This is a genomic window from Candidatus Pelagibacter bacterium nBUS_27 (genome assembly GCF_051200985.1).
Lineage (GTDB): Bacteria > Pseudomonadota > Alphaproteobacteria > Pelagibacterales > Pelagibacteraceae > Pelagibacter.
This window is the reverse complement of the sequence record NZ_CP172845.1, coordinates 428,075-449,132: the sequence shown is the minus strand read 5'-3', so window position 1 is coordinate 449,132 and position 21,058 is coordinate 428,075. Positions and strand designations below refer to the sequence as shown.

27 protein-coding genes are annotated in these 21,058 nt (G+C 29.4%); 10 read left to right on the top strand and 17 right to left on the bottom strand.

Annotated elements, in window-relative coordinates; all coding sequences use genetic code 11:
• Positions 1 to 3: 3 nt before the first annotated feature.
• Genes ACIJYG_RS02405 through ACIJYG_RS02390 form a run of 4 tightly spaced genes read right to left on the bottom strand, consistent with a single transcriptional unit; the run spans position 4 to position 3,630 of the window.
• The gene (locus tag ACIJYG_RS02405; RefSeq protein WP_435098158.1) at positions 4 to 789 is read right to left on the bottom strand and encodes a sulfite exporter TauE/SafE family protein; all 786 of its coding nucleotides are present in this window, start codon (positions 787 to 789) and stop codon (positions 4 to 6) included.
• Between the two features lie 40 nt (positions 790 to 829).
• Entirely contained in the window at positions 830 to 1,822 is a 993-nt protein-coding gene (gene dusA / locus ACIJYG_RS02400) for a tRNA dihydrouridine(20/20a) synthase DusA (protein WP_435098155.1), read from the bottom strand.
• Between the two features lie 22 nt (positions 1,823 to 1,844).
• Positions 1,845 to 2,381, bottom strand: coding sequence for a DNA-directed RNA polymerase subunit omega (gene rpoZ, locus ACIJYG_RS02395; RefSeq protein WP_435098152.1), 537 nt, complete (start codon positions 2,379 to 2,381; stop codon positions 1,845 to 1,847).
• 43 nt (positions 2,382 to 2,424) lie between these two features.
• Entirely contained in the window at positions 2,425 to 3,630 is a 1,206-nt protein-coding gene (locus tag ACIJYG_RS02390) for an MFS transporter (protein WP_435098149.1), read from the bottom strand.
• A gap of 14 nt (positions 3,631 to 3,644) precedes the next feature.
• On the opposite strand from ACIJYG_RS02390, the gene ACIJYG_RS02385 reads away from it, so the two are divergent.
• The 3 genes from ACIJYG_RS02385 to ACIJYG_RS02375 are packed head-to-tail and all read left to right on the top strand — an operon-like array spanning position 3,645 to position 5,370.
• A complete protein-coding gene (locus ACIJYG_RS02385) occupies positions 3,645 to 4,520 on the top strand; it encodes an NAD(P)-dependent oxidoreductase (RefSeq protein WP_435088879.1) in 876 nt (291 codons plus the stop codon).
• A gap of 5 nt (positions 4,521 to 4,525) precedes the next feature.
• Positions 4,526 to 5,155 carry a flavin-binding protein gene (locus ACIJYG_RS02380; RefSeq protein WP_435098146.1) on the top strand — a complete coding sequence of 210 codons (630 nt, stop codon included), beginning with the start codon at positions 4,526 to 4,528 and terminating at the stop codon, positions 5,153 to 5,155.
• 8 nt (positions 5,156 to 5,163) lie between these two features.
• Positions 5,164 to 5,370: a SlyX family protein gene (locus ACIJYG_RS02375; RefSeq protein WP_435098143.1), complete on the top strand. Its 207-nt coding sequence runs from the start codon at positions 5,164 to 5,166 to the stop codon at positions 5,368 to 5,370.
• A gap of 2 nt (positions 5,371 to 5,372) precedes the next feature.
• Here the strand turns inward: ACIJYG_RS02375 and ACIJYG_RS02370 are convergent, their stop codons facing one another.
• The 3 genes from ACIJYG_RS02370 to ACIJYG_RS02360 are packed head-to-tail and all read right to left on the bottom strand — an operon-like array spanning position 5,373 to position 7,124.
• Positions 5,373 to 5,663, bottom strand: coding sequence for a DUF1330 domain-containing protein (locus tag ACIJYG_RS02370; protein ID WP_435088876.1), 291 nt, complete (start codon positions 5,661 to 5,663; stop codon positions 5,373 to 5,375).
• Between the two features lie 24 nt (positions 5,664 to 5,687).
• Positions 5,688 to 6,608 carry an ROK family protein gene (locus ACIJYG_RS02365; protein ID WP_435098140.1) on the bottom strand — a complete coding sequence of 307 codons (921 nt, stop codon included), beginning with the start codon at positions 6,606 to 6,608 and terminating at the stop codon, positions 5,688 to 5,690.
• 3 nt (positions 6,609 to 6,611) lie between these two features.
• Positions 6,612 to 7,124 (bottom strand): gamma carbonic anhydrase family protein, encoded by a 513-nt coding sequence (locus tag ACIJYG_RS02360; protein WP_435098137.1) that lies wholly within the window; start codon positions 7,122 to 7,124, stop codon positions 6,612 to 6,614.
• A gap of 20 nt (positions 7,125 to 7,144) precedes the next feature.
• On the opposite strand from ACIJYG_RS02360, the gene ACIJYG_RS02355 reads away from it, so the two are divergent.
• The 4 genes from ACIJYG_RS02355 to ACIJYG_RS02340 are packed head-to-tail and all read left to right on the top strand — an operon-like array spanning position 7,145 to position 10,595.
• The gene (locus ACIJYG_RS02355) at positions 7,145 to 7,699 is read left to right on the top strand and encodes a thioredoxin family protein (protein WP_435098134.1); all 555 of its coding nucleotides are present in this window, start codon (positions 7,145 to 7,147) and stop codon (positions 7,697 to 7,699) included.
• Positions 7,699 to 8,781: a glycosyltransferase family 4 protein gene (locus ACIJYG_RS02350; RefSeq protein WP_435098131.1), complete on the top strand. Its 1,083-nt coding sequence runs from the start codon at positions 7,699 to 7,701 to the stop codon at positions 8,779 to 8,781. The genes ACIJYG_RS02355 and ACIJYG_RS02350 overlap by 1 nt, the downstream gene beginning before the upstream one ends.
• 3 nt (positions 8,782 to 8,784) lie before the next feature.
• Complete coding sequence (locus tag ACIJYG_RS02345; RefSeq protein WP_435098128.1) at positions 8,785 to 9,648, top strand: DMT family transporter; 864 nt, start codon at positions 8,785 to 8,787, stop codon at positions 9,646 to 9,648.
• Between the two features lie 59 nt (positions 9,649 to 9,707).
• On the top strand, positions 9,708 to 10,595 hold the full coding sequence (locus ACIJYG_RS02340; protein WP_435098125.1) for a DMT family transporter: 888 nt from the start codon (positions 9,708 to 9,710) through the stop codon (positions 10,593 to 10,595).
• Here ACIJYG_RS02340 and ACIJYG_RS02335 read toward each other — a convergent pair.
• From ACIJYG_RS02335 to ACIJYG_RS02325, 3 genes are read right to left on the bottom strand one after another with little or no spacing between them, the layout of a single operon-like run.
• Positions 10,592 to 12,091, bottom strand: a complete 1,500-nt coding sequence (locus ACIJYG_RS02335; RefSeq protein WP_435088869.1) for a tripartite tricarboxylate transporter permease — start codon at positions 12,089 to 12,091, stop codon at positions 10,592 to 10,594. The two genes, ACIJYG_RS02340 and ACIJYG_RS02335, sit on opposite strands and share 4 nt — an antisense overlap.
• The gene (locus tag ACIJYG_RS02330; protein WP_435098122.1) at positions 12,088 to 12,558 is read right to left on the bottom strand and encodes a tripartite tricarboxylate transporter TctB family protein; all 471 of its coding nucleotides are present in this window, start codon (positions 12,556 to 12,558) and stop codon (positions 12,088 to 12,090) included. The genes ACIJYG_RS02335 and ACIJYG_RS02330 overlap by 4 nt, the downstream gene beginning before the upstream one ends.
• A gap of 27 nt (positions 12,559 to 12,585) precedes the next feature.
• The gene (locus tag ACIJYG_RS02325; protein ID WP_435098119.1) at positions 12,586 to 13,566 is read right to left on the bottom strand and encodes a tripartite tricarboxylate transporter substrate binding protein; all 981 of its coding nucleotides are present in this window, start codon (positions 13,564 to 13,566) and stop codon (positions 12,586 to 12,588) included.
• A gap of 118 nt (positions 13,567 to 13,684) precedes the next feature.
• Between ACIJYG_RS02325 and ACIJYG_RS02320 the strand changes: the two genes are divergently transcribed.
• Positions 13,685 to 14,383 carry an IclR family transcriptional regulator gene (locus ACIJYG_RS02320; RefSeq protein ID WP_435098115.1) on the top strand — a complete coding sequence of 233 codons (699 nt, stop codon included), beginning with the start codon at positions 13,685 to 13,687 and terminating at the stop codon, positions 14,381 to 14,383.
• The gene (locus ACIJYG_RS02315) at positions 14,383 to 15,435 is read left to right on the top strand and encodes an AbrB family transcriptional regulator (RefSeq protein WP_435098112.1); all 1,053 of its coding nucleotides are present in this window, start codon (positions 14,383 to 14,385) and stop codon (positions 15,433 to 15,435) included. The genes ACIJYG_RS02320 and ACIJYG_RS02315 overlap by 1 nt, the downstream gene beginning before the upstream one ends.
• On the opposite strand, the gene ACIJYG_RS02310 is transcribed toward ACIJYG_RS02315, so the two are convergent.
• A complete protein-coding gene (locus tag ACIJYG_RS02310) occupies positions 15,432 to 16,163 on the bottom strand; it encodes a 3-deoxy-manno-octulosonate cytidylyltransferase (RefSeq protein WP_435098109.1) in 732 nt (243 codons plus the stop codon). The genes ACIJYG_RS02315 and ACIJYG_RS02310 overlap by 4 nt on opposite strands.
• Positions 16,164 to 16,190: 27 nt before the next feature.
• Positions 16,191 to 17,126 (bottom strand): glycosyltransferase family 9 protein, encoded by a 936-nt coding sequence (locus ACIJYG_RS02305; RefSeq protein WP_435098106.1) that lies wholly within the window; start codon positions 17,124 to 17,126, stop codon positions 16,191 to 16,193.
• A 32-nt stretch (positions 17,127 to 17,158) separates the two neighbouring features.
• Here ACIJYG_RS02305 and ACIJYG_RS02300 point away from each other — a divergent pair, with 32 nt between their 5' ends.
• Positions 17,159 to 17,551: a DUF6165 family protein gene (locus ACIJYG_RS02300; protein ID WP_435098103.1), complete on the top strand. Its 393-nt coding sequence runs from the start codon at positions 17,159 to 17,161 to the stop codon at positions 17,549 to 17,551.
• A gap of 66 nt (positions 17,552 to 17,617) precedes the next feature.
• Here the strand turns inward: ACIJYG_RS02300 and ACIJYG_RS02295 are convergent, their stop codons facing one another.
• From ACIJYG_RS02295 to ACIJYG_RS02275, 5 genes are all read right to left on the bottom strand, one after another.
• Positions 17,618 to 18,622, bottom strand: a complete 1,005-nt coding sequence (locus ACIJYG_RS02295; RefSeq protein WP_435098100.1) for an iron-containing alcohol dehydrogenase — start codon at positions 18,620 to 18,622, stop codon at positions 17,618 to 17,620.
• On the bottom strand, positions 18,598 to 18,777 hold the full coding sequence (locus tag ACIJYG_RS02290; RefSeq protein ID WP_435098097.1) for a hypothetical protein: 180 nt from the start codon (positions 18,775 to 18,777) through the stop codon (positions 18,598 to 18,600). Before ACIJYG_RS02290 ends, ACIJYG_RS02295 begins: the two co-directional genes overlap by 25 nt.
• Positions 18,778 to 18,876: 99 nt before the next feature.
• Complete coding sequence (locus ACIJYG_RS02285) at positions 18,877 to 19,665, bottom strand: phytanoyl-CoA dioxygenase family protein (protein WP_435098094.1); 789 nt, start codon at positions 19,663 to 19,665, stop codon at positions 18,877 to 18,879.
• Positions 19,666 to 19,673: 8 nt separating this feature from the next.
• The gene (locus ACIJYG_RS02280) at positions 19,674 to 20,348 is read right to left on the bottom strand and encodes an ABC transporter permease (RefSeq protein ID WP_435098091.1); all 675 of its coding nucleotides are present in this window, start codon (positions 20,346 to 20,348) and stop codon (positions 19,674 to 19,676) included.
• Positions 20,348 to 21,040 (bottom strand): ABC transporter permease, encoded by a 693-nt coding sequence (locus ACIJYG_RS02275; RefSeq protein ID WP_435098088.1) that lies wholly within the window; start codon positions 21,038 to 21,040, stop codon positions 20,348 to 20,350. Before ACIJYG_RS02275 ends, ACIJYG_RS02280 begins: the two co-directional genes overlap by 1 nt.
• Positions 21,041 to 21,058 lie beyond the last annotated feature (18 nt).

The following is a 21,058-nucleotide window of genomic DNA, read 5'->3' as shown; positions in this document are numbered from 1 at the left end:
AGTTTAAATCGTAAAATATTCGTATAAAAATTTACAAGCCACCACAAACAATAAAAGTCCAAAATATTTACTTATTTTTTGTTTATCGATTTTATGAACTGTCCGAGCACCGATTCTAGCCATAAAAGTTGTAATAGGAATGAAGATTAAAAAAGTAGGTATATTTAGAAAACCAACACTAAGAGGTAAATTGGTCTTTAAATAGGTACCACTTATGACAAAACCAATAGCACCAAATAATGCAATAAAAAAACCGATTGCTGCAGCTGTCCCAATAGCTCTATTAATTGAATAGCCAAAAAATTTAAATATTGGTACATTCATAACTGCTCCTCCAATACCCATGGGCGCAGAAATAAATCCAGAAATTAAGCCAAAAATAATTTTATATTTCTGCTTAATCGAAATTGCTATTATGGTTTTTTTTTCTTTCAAAAATAATAAATACAAACTTAACAAAAAAAGTACTAATGAAAAAAATAAAACCATATTTTTAGTATCTAAATAAACTGCAAAAATTGTACCCAATGAAACACCTATCACTGTAAATATACCGTAAGTTTTAACCAAATTTGTATCAACAGCTCCAAGTTTATAATGAGTCATTACAGAAACAAAAGAAGTTGGAATAATAATACCAAAAGAAGTTCCAACAGCGAGGTGCATAATATAATTTGTATCAATATTTAAGCTTTCAAAAACATAAAATAAGAATGGAACCATTACCAATCCTCCACCAATACCAAATAAACCTGCAACAAACCCAACAGGCACTGCAGTTAATGCCATTAATAAGATAAAATAACTATATTCGTTTGCTAAAATTGAATTAAGCAGATTGCCCTACACTTGTATCGATATTATTGTATTTAATCTTATCCATGATGTGATCAATTTTTTGAACATCTGCATCTCTCACGCACATATTTTCACTTAAATATCTTTTCCAATAACTAGCTCCTGTTTGTCCATGAAATAAACCTATAGTATGTCTCATTATTTGATTTAATCTTGTACCCTTTTTGATTTCATCTTTTACATACGGAATTAATTGTTCAATAACATCTTGTCTGCTTAAAACTCCATCGGTGCCAAAAATTTCTTTCTCAATATCTGCCAACATATAAGGGGTATGGTACGCTGCCCTTCCAATCATGACACCATCTGTTTTTTGAAGAAGTGGCTTTATTTGATCAACAGATGTTATTCCACCATTTATAATTATTTCTTCATTTGGAAAGTCTTCCTTTAATTTGTAAACATAATCATACTTTAAAGGAGGAATATTTAAATTTTGTTTAGGAGTAAATTTTCCCAACATTGCTTTTCTAGCATGAATAATGAATGTTTTAATACCAGTTGATTTAAGAGTTGTTATAAAATTATGAAGATTTTCATAATCTTCAACATTATCGTATCCAATTCTAGTTTTTATGGTTACTGGTAAATTAGTTGAAGCTTGCATTTTACTCAAGCAATCTGCAACTAAATTAGGTTCTTTCATCAAGCATGCACCAAATTTACTTTTTTCAACTTTTTTACTTGGGCAACCTAAATTTAAATTAATTTCATCATAACCAAAATCTTCTCCTATTTTAGAAGCTTCAGCCAAAAGTTTTGGAGAAGACCCTCCTAATTGAAGTGCTACAGGTTTTTCATTAATATTAAATTGGAGTAATCTTTTTTTATCTCCTCTATTGATTGCTTCATCAACAACCATCTCTGTATAGAGAAGTGTATTCTTTGAAATCAGTCTTAAAAAGTAACGCTCATGACGATCTGTACAATCCATCATAGGAGCGACTGATACTTTCCTATTCATGATTTAACTTTATATGATTTTATTATGAGTTTGAAGCGTCTGAATCTTCTGTAATTGCTTCTGCTTCTTGATTTTCTTGTTCTGAAACTTCATCTAAAGAAACTTCACCTTGCTCATTCATTGTTTCTTCATCAGCTGATACATCTACGTCTGGCTTAGCAGTTTCTGCTAATTCAGCTAAATCTTCTTGAGAAACTTGAATTTTTTCTGGAGTTTTTCTTGCTCTTTTGGATGGTAAAATAGGCGTTCCACTTTTTGAAATTTCACCTTTGTACATATTTTCAAAATCATCACCCACTTCTTCGTCATCCTCAGAACCATCGTCAACTTGCTCAACATGTTTTCTAAGTTTGTAAATTGCACTGTCAGTTAAATCTGATACTTGAATTTTTTCTTCTGCAATTTCTCTTAAAGAAATAACTGTATTTTTGTCGTTATCTCTATCCAAAGTTGGTTCGATACCAGAATTTAATTGAGTAGCTCTTTCTTTAGCTACAAGCACTAATTCGTATGGGCTATCTACTTTATCTATACAATCTTCTACCGTTACTCTTGCCATGGGCGATTATTTATACCTCGAACTTCAAAAATGCAAGTATTTTCTAAATTATTACCGGATTTAGCTTTTTTCTTACAAAGAAAAGTAGAATCAAAGAAATGAATATATAAGTGCCTGATACAACAGCTATATCGCCCACTGTAAAACCTGTATCTATCAAATACCCAAATAAAGCAGTTCCAAAAGCTGTGGCAAACACCATCAATGCAGTAGTTAAAGCTTTAATAGATCCTAGATATTTAACTCCATATAACTCAGCCCAAGTAGAAGATCCTAATATATTTGCAAATCCATTTGATATCCCCACTAAACCTAAAAATACAAAAGCTGTAGCTGGTGTGTCGAAAAAGAATAAAACAATTACAGATAATAAAAGTGGAATATTCATATAAATTAATAATTTTCTACTTGTATATTTGTCAATTAAAAAACCTGATAAAAACAAAGTGAGTACTGAAAAAATTGAATAAGACATAAATGATTGAGCAATTACATATGGACCCCATCCTTTTGAAGTTTGAACAAAAGATTGAAAAACAGCAAAACCAGTAAATATCCACGGCATTGCTAACATGTTCGAACTTATGATATAAAATCTATAATCCTTTATTACTTCCCTTCTCTTCCATTGTTTAATTTCAACTTCTTTTTTATTTTCATCATTAGCCTCTCTTGAGTCTAAATTTAAATTTTTAATTAATAAAAAAGATGCAATTGGTAAAATTATTAAAACTGTAATGGAAAAAATAATCCAAAGATTTTGCCAATCTATGATTGTTAATAAATATACCATTAGAACAGGCATTATAAATTCTGCAGATGAAAGGCCAAACCAGCTTATACTTAAAGCTCTACCTCTAGTTCTGGTAAAGTATCTTGAAATAGTTGTTGAAGCTGTATGAGACATCATTCCTTGTCCTGAAAATCTCATTAAAAAAATTCCAATAAATAATAAAAAAACTGATGTTATTCTTGAAAAGAAGAAACAAGCAAATGATAAAAGAATAGTTACAAAAAAAGCAAATTTAAAAATATTTACATCATCTATCTTTTTCCCAACCCAAATTAATAGAAGACTACTGCATAAGGTTGCTGATGCAAAAATTGAGCCAAATTGTCCGTGGGTAATAGATAGCGCTTCTCTAATACTGGAATTAAATAGGCCTAGAAAATAACTCTGTCCAAAGCTAGAAAAAAATGTAAAAATAAAACCAAATAGAATTACTTTAAACTTCAAACTATTAAACATAGGAAATAAAAATTATGTCTTGTAATGTTGCTTTCATAGGTCTTGGTGTCATGGGTTATCCAATGGCAGGTTATATATCAAAAGCTGGTCACAATGTAACTGTTTATAATAGAACAGCTGCTAAAGCTGATAAATGGATTGCAGAATATAAAGGTTCAAAAGCAGATACACCTGCAAAAGCAGCTGAAGGTGCTGATTTTATTTTTACCTGTGTTGGAAATGATAATGATTTAAGGGAAGTATCCCTTGGTGAAAATGGATTATTCAATACTGCTAAAGAAGGTTCGGTTTATGTTGATAATTCCACTGTATCCGCAGAGATATCAAGAGAACTGTATAAAGCAGCTAAAGATAAAGGATTTGATTTTTTAGATGCTCCTATATCAGGTGGTCAAGCTGGTGCTGAAGGTGGAATACTAACTGTTATGGTTGGTGGTGATGAAGCTGTATTTAAAAAAGCTGAAGCAGTAATTGATTGCTACAGTAGAAAAGTAAAATTAATTGGTAAATCAGGAAGTGGTCAATTAACTAAAATGATGAACCAAATGTGTATTGCGGGAGCGGTACAAGGTTTATCAGAAGCTATTAATTTTGGAATTAATGCTGGCTTAGATATGGATATCGTTATGGAAACTATATCTAAAGGTGCTGCACAATCTTGGCAAATGGAAAATAGATATCGAACTATGACTGATGATAAGTTTGATTATGGTTTTGCTGTAGACTGGATGAGAAAAGATTTGGCAATTGTCATTGAGGAAGCAAAAAAAAATGGTTCCCCAGTTCCAATTACAGAACTTATTGATGGCTATTATGCAAAAGTTCAAGAAATGGGTGGTAATCGTTGGGATAGTTCAAGTCTAATTGCCTTACTAAAGAAGAAGAAATAATATCTGTGACTGACACAGTTCCTTACTACGAGGATTTTGCTGAGATCAAAAAGAAAATTTGGTCAATGTTAACAAATGCAGTTAAAGATAGAAGCTCACCTTTTAGAATACCTGTATTTATTTGTGGAGATCAATCTGATTTTGATGGACGAATAGTTGTTCTAAGAAAGGCTGATGAAACTAACAATCTTATTCAATACCATAGTGATATTAGATCAGATAAAATTGCAAAATTAAAAGCTAATAAAAATGCTGCAATTTTATTCTATAATAAAGAGGAAAAAATTCAGGTAAGACTTAAAGTAGAATGTACTGTTAATCATGACAATGAAATAACAAAAGAGTCTTGGTCTAAAACACAACATATATCTAGAAAATGTTATTTAGTTGATAATGGGCCTGGAACAGAAAGCGATATTCCAACTTCTGGATTAAAACCGGAGCGTGATAATTTTGACTACACAAAAGAACAAAGTGAAGAAGGTTATAAAAACTTTACTGTCATTCAGTGTAAAATTAAATCTATTGAGTGGCTTTATCTAGCAGCTAAAGGTCATCGAAGAGCACGATTTGAATTTGCTGATAATCTTGGTTCTGAAAATACTGTTAGCAGGGATTATTGGTTGGTTCCTTAGTTTTTTTTATGGAAAATTTAGTTAAAAAATTAGAAGAACAGATTACATTTCTTCAACAAGAAATATCTCAAATAAGTAGTGAGGTATATTCTCAACAAAAAGAAATTGAAAATTTAAAGGGTGAAATTACAAATTTAAATAAAAAAATTGAAGAGCTGAATGGTGAGATAACTTCAGATATTTTTAAAGAAGATAAAAAACCACCTCATTATTAAATTTATACGCCTTTTACAATTATATTGCTCCCCTCAGAATTTTGTAATCGTATATCTTTAACAGGTTTATATTCATCTGAATGATACCATTCTAAAGCTCTTTCATAAGATGGAAATTTAATGATTACCAATCTTGGAAAATTATCTTCTCCCTCAACAACTTGATATTCGCCATTTCTAACAAGGTATTCACCGTCATATTTTTTAACGACCTCTGAGACTTTAGCCACATACTCTTTATAATTTTCAGGATTTGTTACTTTTAATTGTGCTATTACATAACCTGCTGACATTGTTCTCTCCTTTTTGTAAAAATATTATACATTATTCCAAAGCCAAGCGGCACCTCTAACTCCACTTGAGTCTCCATGAAAATTTTTTGATACTTTTGTTATTACTTTATTTGAAAAAGTATATTTGGGTATTAGAGATGGAATATTTTTATAAAGTCTATCTATGTTTGACATCCCTCCTCCAAGTATAATAGCATCTGGATCAAAAATACCTATCATCACTGCCATTAATCTTGCCATCCTGTCTTCATATAAACTTATTTCTAAATTAGCCCTAGGATCTCCATCTAAATCAAGTTGTACAATTTCTTCTGTGGAAAAATTTGTATTATGTTTTTGATTAAATATATCTTTAAAACCAATACCTGACATAAATTGTTCTGCACATAGAGGTCTTCCGCAATTCATTGATGGACAATTTATCTTTGTTTCAATTTCTTCTTTTGTTGGGTAAGGAAGAGGTTGGTGACCCCAGTCACCTGCAATTTGATTAGCTCCTTCAATAATTTCTTTATTAAATGAGAGCGCACCACCAAAACCTGTACCAATTATTATTCCAAAAATAGATTGATAATCTTTTCCAGCTCCATCAACAGCTTCTGATAAAGTAAAGCAATTAGCATCGTTCATTAACTTTACTTTTCTATTAAGTGTAATTTCTAAATCTTTTTTAAATGGTTTGTCATTTAACCACATAGAGTTAGCGTTTGTAACCAATCCTGTTTCCTTAGATGAAAATCCTGGTATTCCTACACCAACTCTACAAATTTGATTACTTAGTTTATCAAATTCATCTACAAGTTTTTTTACTGTTTCAATTCCTGACAAATAATTTTTTTCATATGAGTATCTTTTTCTCTCTATTTGAAGTCCCTTTTCATCTAAAAGAATTCCTTCAATTTTGGTGCCTCCATAATCAATACCAATTTTAAATTTCCTACTCATTAATTAAAATACTGATTTAGAGTATTTCTTCCAATTATCTTGATAGTGTTTGGTATTTTCCAAAACTGATTTTTTCTCTTCTTCTGTTACTTCTCTTATAACTTTACCTGGAGAACCAACCACCAATGAGTTATCTGGTATTTCTTTGTTACCAGTAATTAAAGCTTTAGCACCAATAATACAATTTTTACCAATTTTAGCTTTGTTAAGAATAACTGCTCCTATACCAATCAAACTATTGTCCCCAATTGTGCATCCATGAAGCATAACAAGGTGACCAACCGTAACATCTTTTCCAACTTTTAAAGGACAACCTGGATCAGTATGCAAAACACTGCCGTCTTGTATATTTGATCCCTCGCCTATATGAATATTTTCAATATCTCCACGTAAAACTGCATTAAACCAAATACTAGAGTTCTTTTCTAAAGTAACATCTCCTATAATGGTTGCGTTAGGTGCTACCCAATTTTCGCCAGAGTTTTGTGGTTTTTTATCTTTTAAATCATAAAACATAATTTATATATTCTTATAGTATGCCAGTTCAAACTCCAATATGTGATTTTGGTAAAAAAGCTTTACCCTTTGAATTAAAATCTACTGAAAATAAAATTATTACTTTAGAGGATATTAAGGGTGAAAACGGAACCTTGATAATGTTCATCTGTAACCATTGTCCATATGTAAAAGCTATTACAAAAGAATTAGTTGAAGACTGTAATGAATTAAAGAAAATTGGAATTAATTCAGTTGCCATATGTTCTAATGATGCTGTTAATTATCCAGAAGACTCATTTGAGAATATGATTAAATTTTCAAATAATAATCAGTTTAGTTTTCCATATCTTCAAGATGATACACAGGAAATTGCTAAAGCATATGATGCAGTATGTACTCCAGATTTTTTTGGCTATAATAAAAATTTAGAACTTCAATATAGAGGTAGATTAAGAGAACTTAAAAATTTTATACCAGTAAAAAATGCTGAAAGTGATTTATTAAAGTCTATGAAACAAATTGCTGAAACTGGTAACGGACCACAAGATCAAATTCCAAGTGCTGGATGTGGTATCAAATGGAAGTATGATTAATGTATTTAATTGTAACTAGATCTTTTCCTCCAGAAGTTGGTGGGATGCAAAGTTTGATGTGGGGACTTACAAGAGAACTTTCAAAAAGTTTTATGATTAAAGTTTTCGCTGATTACATTGAAAGCCACAAAATCTTTGATGAGCAAGCATCGTTTTCTATTGAAAGAGTTGGTGGACCTAAATTGCTTAGAAAATATAGAAAAGCTTATCTAATTGATGAATTTGTAAAAGATAGCAAAGTAAATGGAATTATTGCAGATCATTGGAAAAGTTTAGAGCATTTAAAAACTAATAAAAAGAAATATTGCTTAATTCACGGTAAAGAAATTAACCATGCTAAAGGATCAGGAATCAATAAACGTTTATTAAATGTTTTAAATAATGTTAAAAAAATAATTGCTAATTCGGAGTATACTAAAAATTTAGCTATTGATATTGGAGTTAAAAAGGAAAAAATTATTGTTATCAACCCAGGCATAGATCCTATAAAAAAACTTGACCAAAAATCATTAGATAAAGTCGAAAGCTTACTTGCAGTAAAATCACCAAGATTAATTACCGTTTCTAGATTTGATAAACGAAAAAATCATGAAAAGGTTGTTATGGCCTTAAGAAATCTAAAGCAGATCTATCCAGATATTATTTATATTTGTATTGGTTATGGTGATGAAGAAGAAAATGTTAAAAAATTAGTTAAAGAATTAGATTTAGAAGCTCAGGTAATTTTTTTTAAAGATATAAGCGATGATTTAAAAAATGCTTTAATTGCTAAATCAAATATTTTTGTGATGCCATCTATTGTTCACAAATCTTCAGTAGAAGGTTTTGGAATAGCTTATACTGAAGCTGCTCAATACAATATCCCTTCAATTGGTGGTAAAGATGGTGGAGCATCAGATGCAATTGATCATGAAAAAACAGGTTTAATTTGTGATGGTAATAATTTGGATGAAATTTATTCATCAATCAATTCTATGCTAGAAAACAAAAAATATTTAGAGTACGGAAAAAATGCAAAAGACTTCGTTGCTAAGTTCTATTGGCCAAATATTGTTGAAGAATATAAAAAAATTCTAAATTAATCTATGCATCTTTTTAAATCCAAAGAGTCTATTGGAATACTTTTTGGAATCTTTGCTTATTTATCTTTTTCTATTTTAGATGTTATTCAAAAAACCTTAGTTTTATATCATTCTATTTTTCAGCTACTTTTGGTTAAATATTTTTTTGTCTTATGTTTGAGTTTAATTGAGTCTAAAAGAAAAAATAATTATTTATTTTATAAATCTAAAAATATTAAATTACAGATCTTTAGAAGCTTATTATCAGTAATAGAGTCTGGATGTTTTGTATTATCTTTTAAATATTTATCATTAGCTAATGCTCATAGTATTGGATCACTAGCACCAGTAATAGTTGTGGCATTATCAGCAATAATCTTAAAAGAAAAAGTGTCTCCTAAAACATGGATAGCAATTTTTATCGGTTTTGTTGGAGTTTTAATTATTCTAAGACCAACTTCATCAATCTTTGATCCAAAAGCATTATTGCCATTGATTGCTGCTTTTATATTGGGACTTTATCAAATCGTTACTAAAAAAGTTTCTAAACATGATAAAAATGAGACTTCTTTATTTTATACATCAATCATTGGATTAATAATTATGTCATTGTTGGCTTCTAAGTTTTGGACTCCAGTAGATATATCCTCGTATGCAATGTTTTTAGGTATAGGGATATTTTTTTCATTAGGGCTTTATCTTCAAATAATTGCTTTAAGTAAAGCAAGAGCAAGTATTATTCAGCCATTTCATTATACCTTGATTTTTTGGGCAATAATTTTTGGATATATATTTTATAATGATGTGCCTGATATGTTTACTATTTTTGGAGCGATAATTATTACTTGTTCGGGTATTTTTGTTTTAAATCAATCATCAAAAAATTGATTAAAGATGTTTTAAACTAAGATTGTTTATACTTCAGTTATACTTATAGTAATTAATTAATGTCCAATAACAAATTAGCTATTTTTTTAATAATCACTTCTGTTTTTTTTGGAACTGTAATGCTTTCTTTTTTAAAGTTAGCTCAAGAAGATGTTAATGTTTATGTGGCTGGTTTTTTTAGATTTTTTTTAGGGTTAGTAATAATTTTACCATACGTAATTAAAAATAAAGATGTTGTACTTAAAACAACTCACCTTAAACAACATTTCTTAAGAGCAATACTTGGTTTACCTGCAATGCTTGTATATTTTTCAGCTTTAGTACTGCTTCCTATTGAAAAACTTACCGCGATATCTTTTGTAGTTCCTTTAATGGTAACAATACTTGCGGTAATTTTTTTAGGAGAAAAAATTTATATTTATAGAACTTTAGCTCTAATACTTGGTTTTAGTGGAATGTTGGTAATTATTCGACCTGGTTTTGTAGATATATCTATTGGAGTTTATATGGTTTTATTTTCTGCATTACTTTGGTCAATTAATATAATTATAACTAAAAAAATTTCTAAAGATGATAGTGCAATTACTATTCTAGCTTATCAATCTATTTTTATGAGTCTACTTAGCTTCTTAATTGTTTTATTTTTTTGGGAAATGCCCAGCTTAAAAACATTTATCTACTTAATCTTGGCGGCTATGTGTGGGACAGTTTTACATTTAACGCTTAACCATGCATTTAAATTGGTTGATGTGAGCATGACACAACCCTACTCTTTTTTAAATTTAGTTTTTGCGTCTATTATTGGTTATTTTGTATTTGATGAAATGCCAGATCTTTATACTTGGATTGGTGCTCTTATAATATTTACCGGTGTCCTTATAATTTCTTACAGAGAAATGAAACTAGATAAAGATATAATAAGAAAAAGAGTTGATATTAAATCTTAATTTTTTTTTGTAATTGTTTTATAAATATGCCACAGCACTATCAATATTGTTGTAGCTAATATACAAGCTGTAAGAGTTCTGTCCCATAAAAAAGTCCAAGAACCATCACTTAATAATAAAGATCTTCTTAAATTTTCCTCCATCAATCCTCCTAGTACAAAAGCTAGAATAAGTGGAGGCATTGGAAAATCATATAAGCGCATAAAGGTTGCAACAACAGCAATTCCAATCATTAAATAAATATCAAAATTATTAAATGACATTACGTAAATTCCAGTAATTGAAAAAAATAAAATAAGTGGAATTAAATAATTTTTAGGTATTGCTAAAATTCTAGCGATGTAAGGAATTAAAGGTAAATTCAGAATAAGTAATATTACCATTCCAATATACATCGACATTATAACAGACCAAAAAATTTCTGGATTGGTTACATAAAGTCTTGGACCAGGCTGAATACCGAATCCTAATAGAGCTCCTAACATTACAGCAGTAGTACCACTTCCTGGTATTCCTAAAGTTAGTAATGGAACAAAAGCTCCTGAACATGCTGCATTATTTGCTGTTTCAGGTGCAGCTAATCCATGAACACTTCCTTTACCAAATTTTTCTTTTTCTTCATCACTTACTAAATTTCTTTCCATTCCATATGCTAAGAAAGATGCAATAGTTGCTCCCGCCCCAGGTAATACTCCGATTAAAAAGCCAATAATTGAATTACGAGGAATGGTTTTTAACATTTTAGTTCTTTCTTCTTTATTAATCTTAATTGAACCAAGTTCTGTTAAAGATACTTGTTTTGCAGCTGCGGTTGGATCGTTACGTTTTAAAATAATAGTGAGTGCTTCACTCATTGCAAAAGTTGCCATAACAACAAGAACAAAACTTATTCCATCTGTTAAGTTCATATTATTAAAAGTAAATCTTGTAATGTCAGATAAACTATCTTGACCAACAGATGCTAACATTAAACCAAGCACTACCATCATCATCGCTTTAATAAATTGTCCTTTGGATGAAAATGCAGCAATAGCGGTTAAGCCTAAAATCATTAAGGCAAAATAATCAGGTGATCTAAAAGATAAACTTACTTTTGATAAACTAGGTGCCATAAATAATAAGTAAATTGCAGCAAGTGTTCCGCCTGCAAAAGAACTCCAGGCAGCAATTGCTAAAGCTTTTCCAGCTTTACCTTGTTGTGCCATTGGATAACCATCAAACGAAGTTGCTACCGTTCCAGGAACTCCTGGAGCATTTAATAATATTGAAGAAGTAGATCCTCCAAATACAGCTCCATAATACACACCAGCCATTAAAATTAAGCCAGTTGCTGGATCAAAACCGTAAGTAATAGGTATCATTAAAGCTATCGCAGTCATTGGTCCAAGACCAGGAAGCATTCCAATGATTGTTCCAAAGAAGCAACCAATCATTACCATGAATATATTTTGAAATGTAAGAGCTGTTTTTAATCCAATTAAAATTCCTTCTATCATCCCATCACTCCTAACATTTGGAGAAATGGATCTCTTAAGTAAATGTCAAGCACACCGTGTAAAAGATACATAAATGCTGCAACAAATGGAAAAGAAAGCACAAACATTAACACCCATCTTCTCTCACCTAAAAAATAATAAGATGCCATTAGAAATAAAGAGGTAGTTAAAAAATACCCAACTTTTAGAATTAAGGCCCCATAAATTATTGCAATTAATACTAAGATAGTAGTTTTTTTGTACTCTAAATTTTTATGCTCAACTTTAATTGTGTTTGGATCAGGTAAAATTACTTTAAGGCCTGAAAAAAATAATCCTGCATATCCTAAATAAATTGGAAATGTTTTGGCATTAAACGGTGCGTTTTCATCAAATGCAAAAACTTGAATTTGGTAAGCAGTATATAAATAGAATGCTGAAAAAATAAAAAAGAGCAGTGATATAATTTTTGTAGTATTTATATTCACTGCTCTAATTTTAAATAATCCTAAGGATTATATAACTCCTAATTTCTTCATAAGAGCTGTCATTTCTTCTGTTTGTTTTTCTAAGAAAGAAACAAACTTGTCACCTGGATTATAAATATTAACCCAAGCATTTCTTGCTCTAACAGTTTCCCATTCAGAAGTTTTTTGTACATCGCCTAGCATTTTAGCAATTGCATTTTTATCTGCACTGCTCATACCTGGAGGACCAAAAAATCCTCTCCAGTTAACGAATTGTACGTCATAACCTTGTTCTTTAAGAGTTGGCGCATCTGGAGCATCAGAAACTCTTGAAGGAGCAGTAATACCAATAATTCTTACTTGGTCTCTTGCACCCATCAATTCACCTAAACCTGTAGAAATAATTTGAGTCTCTCCAGATAAAAGTCCAGCTAACGCTTTTCCACCAGCATCATAAGGAATATAAGCTACATCATTTGGATTAGCACCAGCAGCTTGGAAAGCTAAAGCACCAATTAAATGGTCCATACTTCCTCTTACTGATCCACCAGCCATTTTGACAGAGCTTGGATTCTTTTTGTATGCATCAACTACATCTTTAAAGTTTTTGTAAGGTGAGTTTTTTGCAACAGCGATTGCACCATAGTCACCTATTACACCAGCGATCGGCACAACATCTTTATAAGATAAAGTACCACTTCCACTCACGTAACCTTTGTGTCTAGTGATTGATCTTAAAACTAATGGTGTAGATTGAACTAAAACTGTATTTGCAGGTTTAGTATTAATCATGAAAGCTAACGCTTTACCACCACCACCACCTGACATATTTTCAAATGATGCACTTTTTAACATACCAGCTTTTGTTAAAGCTTCTCCAGTACCTCTAGCAGTTCCATCCCAACCACCTCCAGCACCACCACCGATTACGAAATGAATTTTGTCAATCGCAATTGAACTAGTTGTAGTTGCTGAGAATAATAGGATTACTGAAAATAATACCGAAAATATTTTTTTTAAGTTTTTCATTATTTTTTCCTCTATTAGTTTTTTTTGTCACATAATTAATATTTTAAAGAAATGTCTAATAAAAATAATACTATTGTTCTATCTAGCAGAACATATTATTCTATTTAATAGAATTATTATGAAATCTAATAAAAATGTTATTGGTGTTGATGCAGTAAACAAAGCTTTAGAAATTCTAAATTGCTTCACTGAAAAAAATGAAGCTTTAACTATAACCAAAATAGCTAATATTACCGGAGACCACAAAAGTAGAATTTCAAGAATATCTAAATCACTTGAAAATTTTGGATACATTAGAAAAATAAAAAGTGGTGAATTTAAAATTGGTCATACAATCCCAAGATTATTTGAAATTTATGAGAGTAGTTTTAATTTAAAAAATTCTATTAAAGCTGAATTAGATTTCATATCATCCAAAACAAAAGAGACGGCAAGTTTTTTTGTTAGACAAAATGATGTAAGAGTATGTATCCAATCAAGTTCACCCAATAAATCAATAAGACACCAAGAGGTTATTGGAGATAAAAAACCTATAAACAAAGGTTCAAGTGGCCATGTCTTGTCAGCTTATAATAATTTAGAAATCAAAGATAAGAATGATGTTTTAAAAAATGGATATGCTATGACTTTTGGAGAAAGAGATTCAGAAATGGCATCTATCTCAGTTCCAATATTTAGAAAAAAAAATCAAATTCTTGGTGCATTAACTGTTGCAGGTCATATTTCTAATTTTAATAAAAAAAACTGTATTAGCTTTCTAAATGTTCTTAGATCCTCTAAAGTTAAAATTGAAAAGAATTTAATTCAAACTCAATAATGTTAAAACAAATCAATCAAATCTTCACAATAAAATTTATTTCTGTTTTACTAATTTCTTTTCCAAGTGCAATTATTGCTGATTATTTTAATATTCCTCTAGCTTGGTTTTTAGGACCAATGATTATCACATCAATTGCGGCTTTATCAGGTCTAAAAATTAAAATGCCTAAAATTGTTTTAAACTTTATCTTGATAATCTTAGGTTTGCATATTGGAAATTACATAGATCAAAATTTATTCAATCAGATAAATAATTGGATTTGGACTTCGTTAATTATGCTAATCTATATAATAATTTGTATTTTAATTGTTGCTAAATACTTACAAAAATTTGCAGGTTATGGTAAAAAAGCATCAATATTTTCAGCAGCTCCTGGTGCATTAGGTCCTCTAATGATTTTAGCTGAAAATGAAAAAACTGATTTATCACAAGTAGCAACTTCTCATTTAATTAGATTAATAATTATAATCACTGTCATTCCTTTTATAATTGTAAATAACGTGGTCACAGAAACTCTTATTATTGATGAATTTGATTATATGGCTCAAAATCACTTCAATTTAATTATGTTAATTATTGCTTCAATAATTTTTATTTTATTTTTTGATAAAATCAGAATTCCAGCAGCACTTTTGTCAGGAACGTTATTTGCTAGTGGATTATTACAAGTGACCGATGTTGCATCATACAAGCTACCAGATGCTTCAATCAATTTTTGTCTTTTAATTTTAGGGGCTTCTGTTGGATGTAGATTTGCTGAAAAGACTATTAAAGAGATTACCAATAATTCTCTTCATAGTTTGGTCGCAACAACAATTCTTGTTCTATTAGGATTTATTGCGGCTTATGTTGCAACATTTTTTGTTGATACAAATATTTTAACACTCATCTTATCCTTCAGTCCTGGTGGAATTTATGAAGTAGCTGTAATAGCTATTGCTTTTGATCTAGATCCAGATTTTGTTGCATTTCATCATATAATAAGATTACTTTTTATACTTTTTACAGTTCCAATATTTTTAAGAATATTAGAAAAACTTAAGAACTAAAGTTTTTTGTATTTTAGATAAATTTTAGCTTTTTCAAGATCCTCTTTGTTATCTACAGCTAAGGATTTATTAGACATTTTAATCATTTTAACTTTATATCCTTGCTCTAAAAATCTTAAAATCTCAATATCTTCAAAAGATTCTATGGGTGTTTTGTTTTTAGTTTTAGAAAAATCAAATAATGCCTTTCTTGGAAAAGAATACGCACAAACCTGTCTCCAAGCTTTTTTAAACTCTAATGCTTTGTTTGAAGGAATGGGGCCTCTTGACATATAAAGAAGGTAGTCTTTTTTATCAAAAACTACCTTTGGAATTGATGAACTAAAAAATAATTTTTTATCCTTAATTTCAGTATAGCCATTTATTATTTCCTTTGGTTTTTTTTCAGCTTGCTTAATTAACATTTTCAAATCATTTGGATTAAAAAAGGGTTCATCTCCCTGAACATTGATGTAAAAACTGCATTTAATTTTTTTTGCAACTTCAGCAACTCTATCTGTTCCTGTTAAACATTTACTTGATGTAATTAAAGATTTTATTTTATATGCATCACAAACTTTTTTAATTTTTAAACTATCTGTAGCTACAATTATCTTGTCTTTACTGACTATCTTGCTGCATTGATTGTAAGTTCTTACTATCATAGGTAAACCTCCGATTTTTGCTAAGGGTTTTCCTGGTAGTCTTTTGGATTTATATCTGGCAGGTATTACAACTAAATATTTCATAAGATTAATTTAAGAACTAATTTATTATTAAAGTGATTTCAACCTTTCAAATACTTTTTCAGCTGAAAGGTTATGCAAATCGGCAACTTGTATTGCCTTAAAATTTTCTCTTTCGATGCTAACTTTAAAAGGAGTTGTGTGAGATCCGAATAAAGCAATTCCTTTTGATCCTAAGTGAGCAGTCATATGTGCTGGTCCAGTATCATTTGCAACTACAAATGAACTATCTTTAATCAATGTTGCTAATTGACAAATATCTAAAGCTTTATTTTTATCTAAGATACATAATGCATTAATATTTGGTGCCTCTTTAATTTCATCTGGTCCAGGCGCTATAACTACTTTTAATTTATTTCCTAATTTTTTATTAATCAAAGAAATTAAATCATTATAATAAGGCCATTTCTTAGAAGTTAAATGAGGTGAGCAAAAAGGAAAAAGAACAATATATTTTTCTAACTGATAGAAATTTTTTATTTGAGATATATCTGACAAGCTCCATGAAAAATCAGGGTTTAAAGTGTGGCTGGTATTAATTCCAGAACTTTTTAATTGATGATCAAATCTAGATAAAACTGAGTCTTTATCAAAATTTTTTTTTATAACTCCCTCAGGTAATGTAGTTTCAGTAGATGACCATATATCTTTTGTAGTTTTAGGAAATAATATTTTTTTATAAAAAGCTGTTCTACTTGAGTTTTGTAGATCATAAACTTTGATGAACTTGTATTTCTTAATATTTTTCATTAGTGAATATAAATAGATGAGATTATATTTTGGCAATCTCTTATCCAATATAACGTTAGAAATGTGTGGATTTTTTTTAAATAAATCAAAATATGGTTTGGTTGTTAGCAAATGAACTTCATCATCTTTGTGATATTCAGAAATATCTTGAATTGCCCCACAAGCTTGGGCTATATCACCCAAAGAACCATGTTTAATGATTAAAATATTAGACATATTAATAACAACTTAACATAGTATATTTTTTTATGAATAAAATTCTAGTTGAAGTGTCAGTTGGTGAGCTATTAGATAAAATTTCTATATTGGAAATTAAGCAAGAAAAAATTAGAGATTCTAAAAAATTAAAATTCATATCAGACGAACATGCTATTTTGAAAGATCAATTAAACAAAAATGTGAAATCTAACAATGAAATTGAAAAATTATTTCAATCACTTAAAAAGATTAATGCTAAACTTTGGATTATTGAAGATGATAAAAGGCTATGTGAAAAAGAAAAAAATTTTACTGAAAAATTTATTAAACTTTCAAGAGATGTTCATTTCTTAAATGATGATCGTGCTAAAATCAAATTGGAGATAAATAATATTACGGGTTCAAAAATTAAAGAGATTAAAGAATACACCAATTATAAATAATTAGATGTTAGTTTGATAATTCTGTTACTTTTATTTGTTTCGGTTTAACTATTAGTTTGTATTTTTTTATATAAATATTTTTATCATTTTTTTAAATTCATTGTTAACAGAAAATTGGACGGGGTTTTGATCAAAACCTTTTTGTTGTTTTTTCATTATTAAAACTAATTTTTTATAATCTTTTTTATTTATTCCAAAATTATTAAGTTTTTTTGGCACATCTAATCTTTCAAAAATTTTTTCTAAATAATTTATTAATTCTATTGAATTTATTTTTTTATTTAACTTAGTGTGCTTGGCTAAATATTTATATTTATCATATTTTTTACTGCAATTATACTTTGCCACATATAATAAAAATATTCCTCCCCCTATTCCATGTGGAACACCATAAAAAACACTTAAAGGATATGAAACAGAAGATGCAACTCCACCTGATGATTTCATCACAGCAATTCCCCCTAGATAAGCTCCTTTCAACAAATCTAATCGTTTATTTAAATTTCCTTTTTTATTTTTCAGATCCAAAATGCTTTTAATAATATATTTAAATCCAATTTCAGACACAATATCTGTAAATTTATTATTTTTTTTTGAAGTATAAGCTTCAAAAATATGAACTAAAGCGTCAGTTGCAGCTCCTACTATTGCAAGTTTTGGACAAGATAATGTAGTTTCACCATCTAAAATAGATATTGTTGGAAACATATACTTTCCGTTGATCCCCATTTTGTAATTGGTTTTTTTATCAACAAACGAAGCGTTGCAAGTGGCTTCGCTACCTGTGCCAGCTGTTGTTGGTACACATATTGTTGGGACGCCTTTCTTTTTAATCTTATTAAAGCCTCTATAAATAATTGGATCACCTTTATTTTTAATTAAAACAGCAATAGCTTTAGCTGTATCCATACACGATCCACCTCCAACACCAACAATTAAATCAAATTTCATTTTTTTTACTTTGGCTAAATTATTTCTTAATGAGTCGTAAGTTGGTTCAATTTTTCCTGAAGTAAATATAAAATTTTTTTTTTTAAAATTTTTTACTATTTTTTTTTTACTATTTCCCATAATTTAGATTTTGAAAAACCATCATCAACTACGAATAAAGGATTTGAATAACCATATTTAACTATAATTTTGTCAATATTTCTAAATTTTTTATTTCCAACAATCAAATTTGGTTGAGCAAGAAAAAACTTTGAAATTGATATAAATGAATTCATTTGATTTTTTTAAAAAAATTTTAATACCACCTATTTTATTATTATAATTTGATATACATCAAATATATCTCTCCTTCTTTTTTAAGAGTAAGAAATTTATTATTTTTTGTAGATTGCAGGAAACCAATCTTCTCTCATCAAATCACCAGTTTTTAAATTAATTCCATCAAATGGTGGAGACGTTGGTCCTCCTCTATCAATATACCTAACATCATCAGCAATAAATCTCATTGAAAATGCTCTTCGAGATTTAGAACTGTTATTTCCAGTTGAGCCATGTACGGTCTTAAAATTAAACAACACTGCATCACCTAAATTAAGTTCTGGGATTAAAATATTTTTTTCAAATTTTTCTAATGGAGGTAAATCCATAAAAGAGCTATCGTCTTGATACCAAGATCTATTATTAGACCATTTTGTAGGTCTAATTAACTTTTGCCATTTATGAGAACCTAAAATCAATTTAAGGTTATTGTCTTTATCAACTTCATCTAAGGGTATCCAGAAACTTCCTGTGTCACTTCCATCAACACAATAATAAGACATATCTTGATGCCAAGGTGTTTCTTTATGTGTGCCAGGGTCCTTAATAAAAATATGTTCATGAAAAATTTGAGATGATTTAGATTTTGTTGCTTCAGTAACAATCTGAGCTCCAGGTGAATTAAAAATACAATCTTTAAATTCTTTTATTCTTTCCCAATTACAATAATCTTCAAAAAATCTACCATTGTTATCATCTACATTCTCTCGTCCATGTTTACTTGGGTTATCTAAAACTTTTTGAAATCCTTTTCTTAATGGTTCAATCCACTCTTTAAAAATATCTTTTACAATTATAACTCCAAGATTTTGGTAATCTTCAATCTGTTTTTTTGAAAGATGCATTTAAAATTTTACTGGAAACTATATTTTTTTTCTAAATACTTTATCAAATTATGAATCAAAAAAGTCATAAATAAATAAATCCCACCTGCTACAATAAATACTTCTATAGGTTTAAAAGTTGTTGAAATTATATATTTTGCAACTCCTGTTAAATCCATCAGGGTTACAGTGCTTGCTAACGATGTACCTTTCATCATTAAGATTATTTCGTTGCCATAAGCAGGCAATGATTGTCTGATAGCAATTGGAATTTGAATTTTATAAAAGATAATTTTACTTGATATACCTAAACTTTTTCCAGCTTCAATAATGCCTGGTTTAATAGTCTGAAATGCTGATCTTAAAATTTCAGATGTATAAGCGCCAGTATTTAATGCAAAAGCAATAATTGCACACCAATACGGTTCTTTCAAAATCACCCACAAAAATGTTGATCTTAAGTACTCAATTTGGCCTAAGCCAAAATAAATAATAAAAATTTGGACCAGTAAAGGAGTTCCTCTAAATACATAAGAATACGCATATGCAAATTGATTGATAAAAATATTCTTATTCATTCTCAAGATTGCAAAAAATAAACCTAGAAACATTCCAGCTATCAAAGATACAGATAATAATTTCAGTGTAATTAAAGTAGCACTAAGTAGTTTGGGTAAACTAGTGATCATTAAATCAAAATCCATTAATACCCCCTGCTATACTTTGCTTCTAATCTATTGATTAGTTTCATGCTTAAATAAGTTAACAATAAATACAAAACTGCAGCGAAAGAATAAAAAAATAATGGATCTCTAGTAGATCCTGCTGCAATATAAGATTGTCTCATAATTTCAACTAGTCCCGTGACTGAAATAAGAGAAGTATCTTTTAAAGTAATTTGCCAAACATTACTTAAGTTGGGAATAGCTAGTCTTAACATTTGAGGTAATATTATTTTATAGAACTGCGCAAATTTACCAACACCCAATACTTTGGCAGCTTCAAACTGACCTTTGTCTATTGATTGAATAGCACCTCTAAATACTTCGGTTGAGTATGCACCAGAAATTATACCAATTGCCATCGAGCCTGTAATAAATGCATTAATTTCTATGTATTCAAAATAACCAAAGATAGACGCTACATACATAATTGCTCCACTGCCTCCAAAGAAGAATAGGTAAATTACTAGAAGTTCTGGAACACCACGGATAACAGTGGTGTAAAAATTTCCTATTAGATTTAAAGATTTATATTTAGATAACTTTAATGGAGTAAAAATTAACGCAAAAATAAAACCAATTAACATTGCTGTAACAGAGACAGCTATAGTCATTAAGGTTGCATAAAATAATTCATCACCCCAACCAGTTTTGCCAAATGCGAGAAGTTCCATATAGATTGGCGACTATAT

Coding starts and splice junctions, on each gene's coding strand:
- dusA (WP_435098155.1), bottom strand. CDS start 1,822: ATGAATAGGAAAGTATCAGTCGCTCCTATGATGGATTGTACAGATCGT.
- ACIJYG_RS02370 (WP_435088876.1), bottom strand. CDS start 5,663: ATGTCAGCAGGTTATGTAATAGCACAATTAAAAGTAACAAATCCTGAA.
- ACIJYG_RS02365 (WP_435098140.1), bottom strand. CDS start 6,608: ATGAGTAGGAAATTTAAAATTGGTATTGATTATGGAGGCACCAAAATT.
- ACIJYG_RS02345 (WP_435098128.1), top strand. CDS start 8,785: ATGCATCTTTTTAAATCCAAAGAGTCTATTGGAATACTTTTTGGAATC.
- ACIJYG_RS02275 (WP_435098088.1), bottom strand. CDS start 21,040: ATGGAACTTCTCGCATTTGGCAAAACTGGTTGGGGTGATGAATTATTT.
- ACIJYG_RS02310 (WP_435098109.1), bottom strand. CDS start 16,163: ATGAAATATTTAGTTGTAATACCTGCCAGATATAAATCCAAAAGACTA.
- ACIJYG_RS02375 (WP_435098143.1), top strand. CDS start 5,164: ATGGAAAATTTAGTTAAAAAATTAGAAGAACAGATTACATTTCTTCAA.
- ACIJYG_RS02390 (WP_435098149.1), bottom strand. CDS start 3,630: ATGTTTAATAGTTTGAAGTTTAAAGTAATTCTATTTGGTTTTATTTTT.
- ACIJYG_RS02350 (WP_435098131.1), top strand. CDS start 7,699: ATGTATTTAATTGTAACTAGATCTTTTCCTCCAGAAGTTGGTGGGATG.
- ACIJYG_RS02405 (WP_435098158.1), bottom strand. CDS start 789: ATGGCATTAACTGCAGTGCCTGTTGGGTTTGTTGCAGGTTTATTTGGT.
- ACIJYG_RS02300 (WP_435098103.1), top strand. CDS start 17,159: ATGAATAAAATTCTAGTTGAAGTGTCAGTTGGTGAGCTATTAGATAAA.
- ACIJYG_RS02305 (WP_435098106.1), bottom strand. CDS start 17,126: ATGTCTAATATTTTAATCATTAAACATGGTTCTTTGGGTGATATAGCC.
- ACIJYG_RS02290 (WP_435098097.1), bottom strand. CDS start 18,777: ATGAATTCATTTATATCAATTTCAAAGTTTTTTCTTGCTCAACCAAAT.
- ACIJYG_RS02325 (WP_435098119.1), bottom strand. CDS start 13,566: ATGAAAAACTTAAAAAAAATATTTTCGGTATTATTTTCAGTAATCCTA.
- ACIJYG_RS02335 (WP_435088869.1), bottom strand. CDS start 12,091: ATGATAGAAGGAATTTTAATTGGATTAAAAACAGCTCTTACATTTCAA.
- ACIJYG_RS02385 (WP_435088879.1), top strand. CDS start 3,645: ATGTCTTGTAATGTTGCTTTCATAGGTCTTGGTGTCATGGGTTATCCA.
- ACIJYG_RS02360 (WP_435098137.1), bottom strand. CDS start 7,124: ATGTTTTATGATTTAAAAGATAAAAAACCACAAAACTCTGGCGAAAAT.
- rpoZ (WP_435098152.1), bottom strand. CDS start 2,381: ATGGCAAGAGTAACGGTAGAAGATTGTATAGATAAAGTAGATAGCCCA.
- ACIJYG_RS02295 (WP_435098100.1), bottom strand. CDS start 18,622: ATGGGAAATAGTAAAAAAAAAATAGTAAAAAATTTTAAAAAAAAAAAT.
- ACIJYG_RS02320 (WP_435098115.1), top strand. CDS start 13,685: ATGAAATCTAATAAAAATGTTATTGGTGTTGATGCAGTAAACAAAGCT.
- ACIJYG_RS02280 (WP_435098091.1), bottom strand. CDS start 20,348: ATGGATTTTGATTTAATGATCACTAGTTTACCCAAACTACTTAGTGCT.
- ACIJYG_RS02315 (WP_435098112.1), top strand. CDS start 14,383: ATGTTAAAACAAATCAATCAAATCTTCACAATAAAATTTATTTCTGTT.
- ACIJYG_RS02340 (WP_435098125.1), top strand. CDS start 9,708: ATGTCCAATAACAAATTAGCTATTTTTTTAATAATCACTTCTGTTTTT.
- ACIJYG_RS02285 (WP_435098094.1), bottom strand. CDS start 19,665: ATGCATCTTTCAAAAAAACAGATTGAAGATTACCAAAATCTTGGAGTT.
- ACIJYG_RS02355 (WP_435098134.1), top strand. CDS start 7,145: ATGCCAGTTCAAACTCCAATATGTGATTTTGGTAAAAAAGCTTTACCC.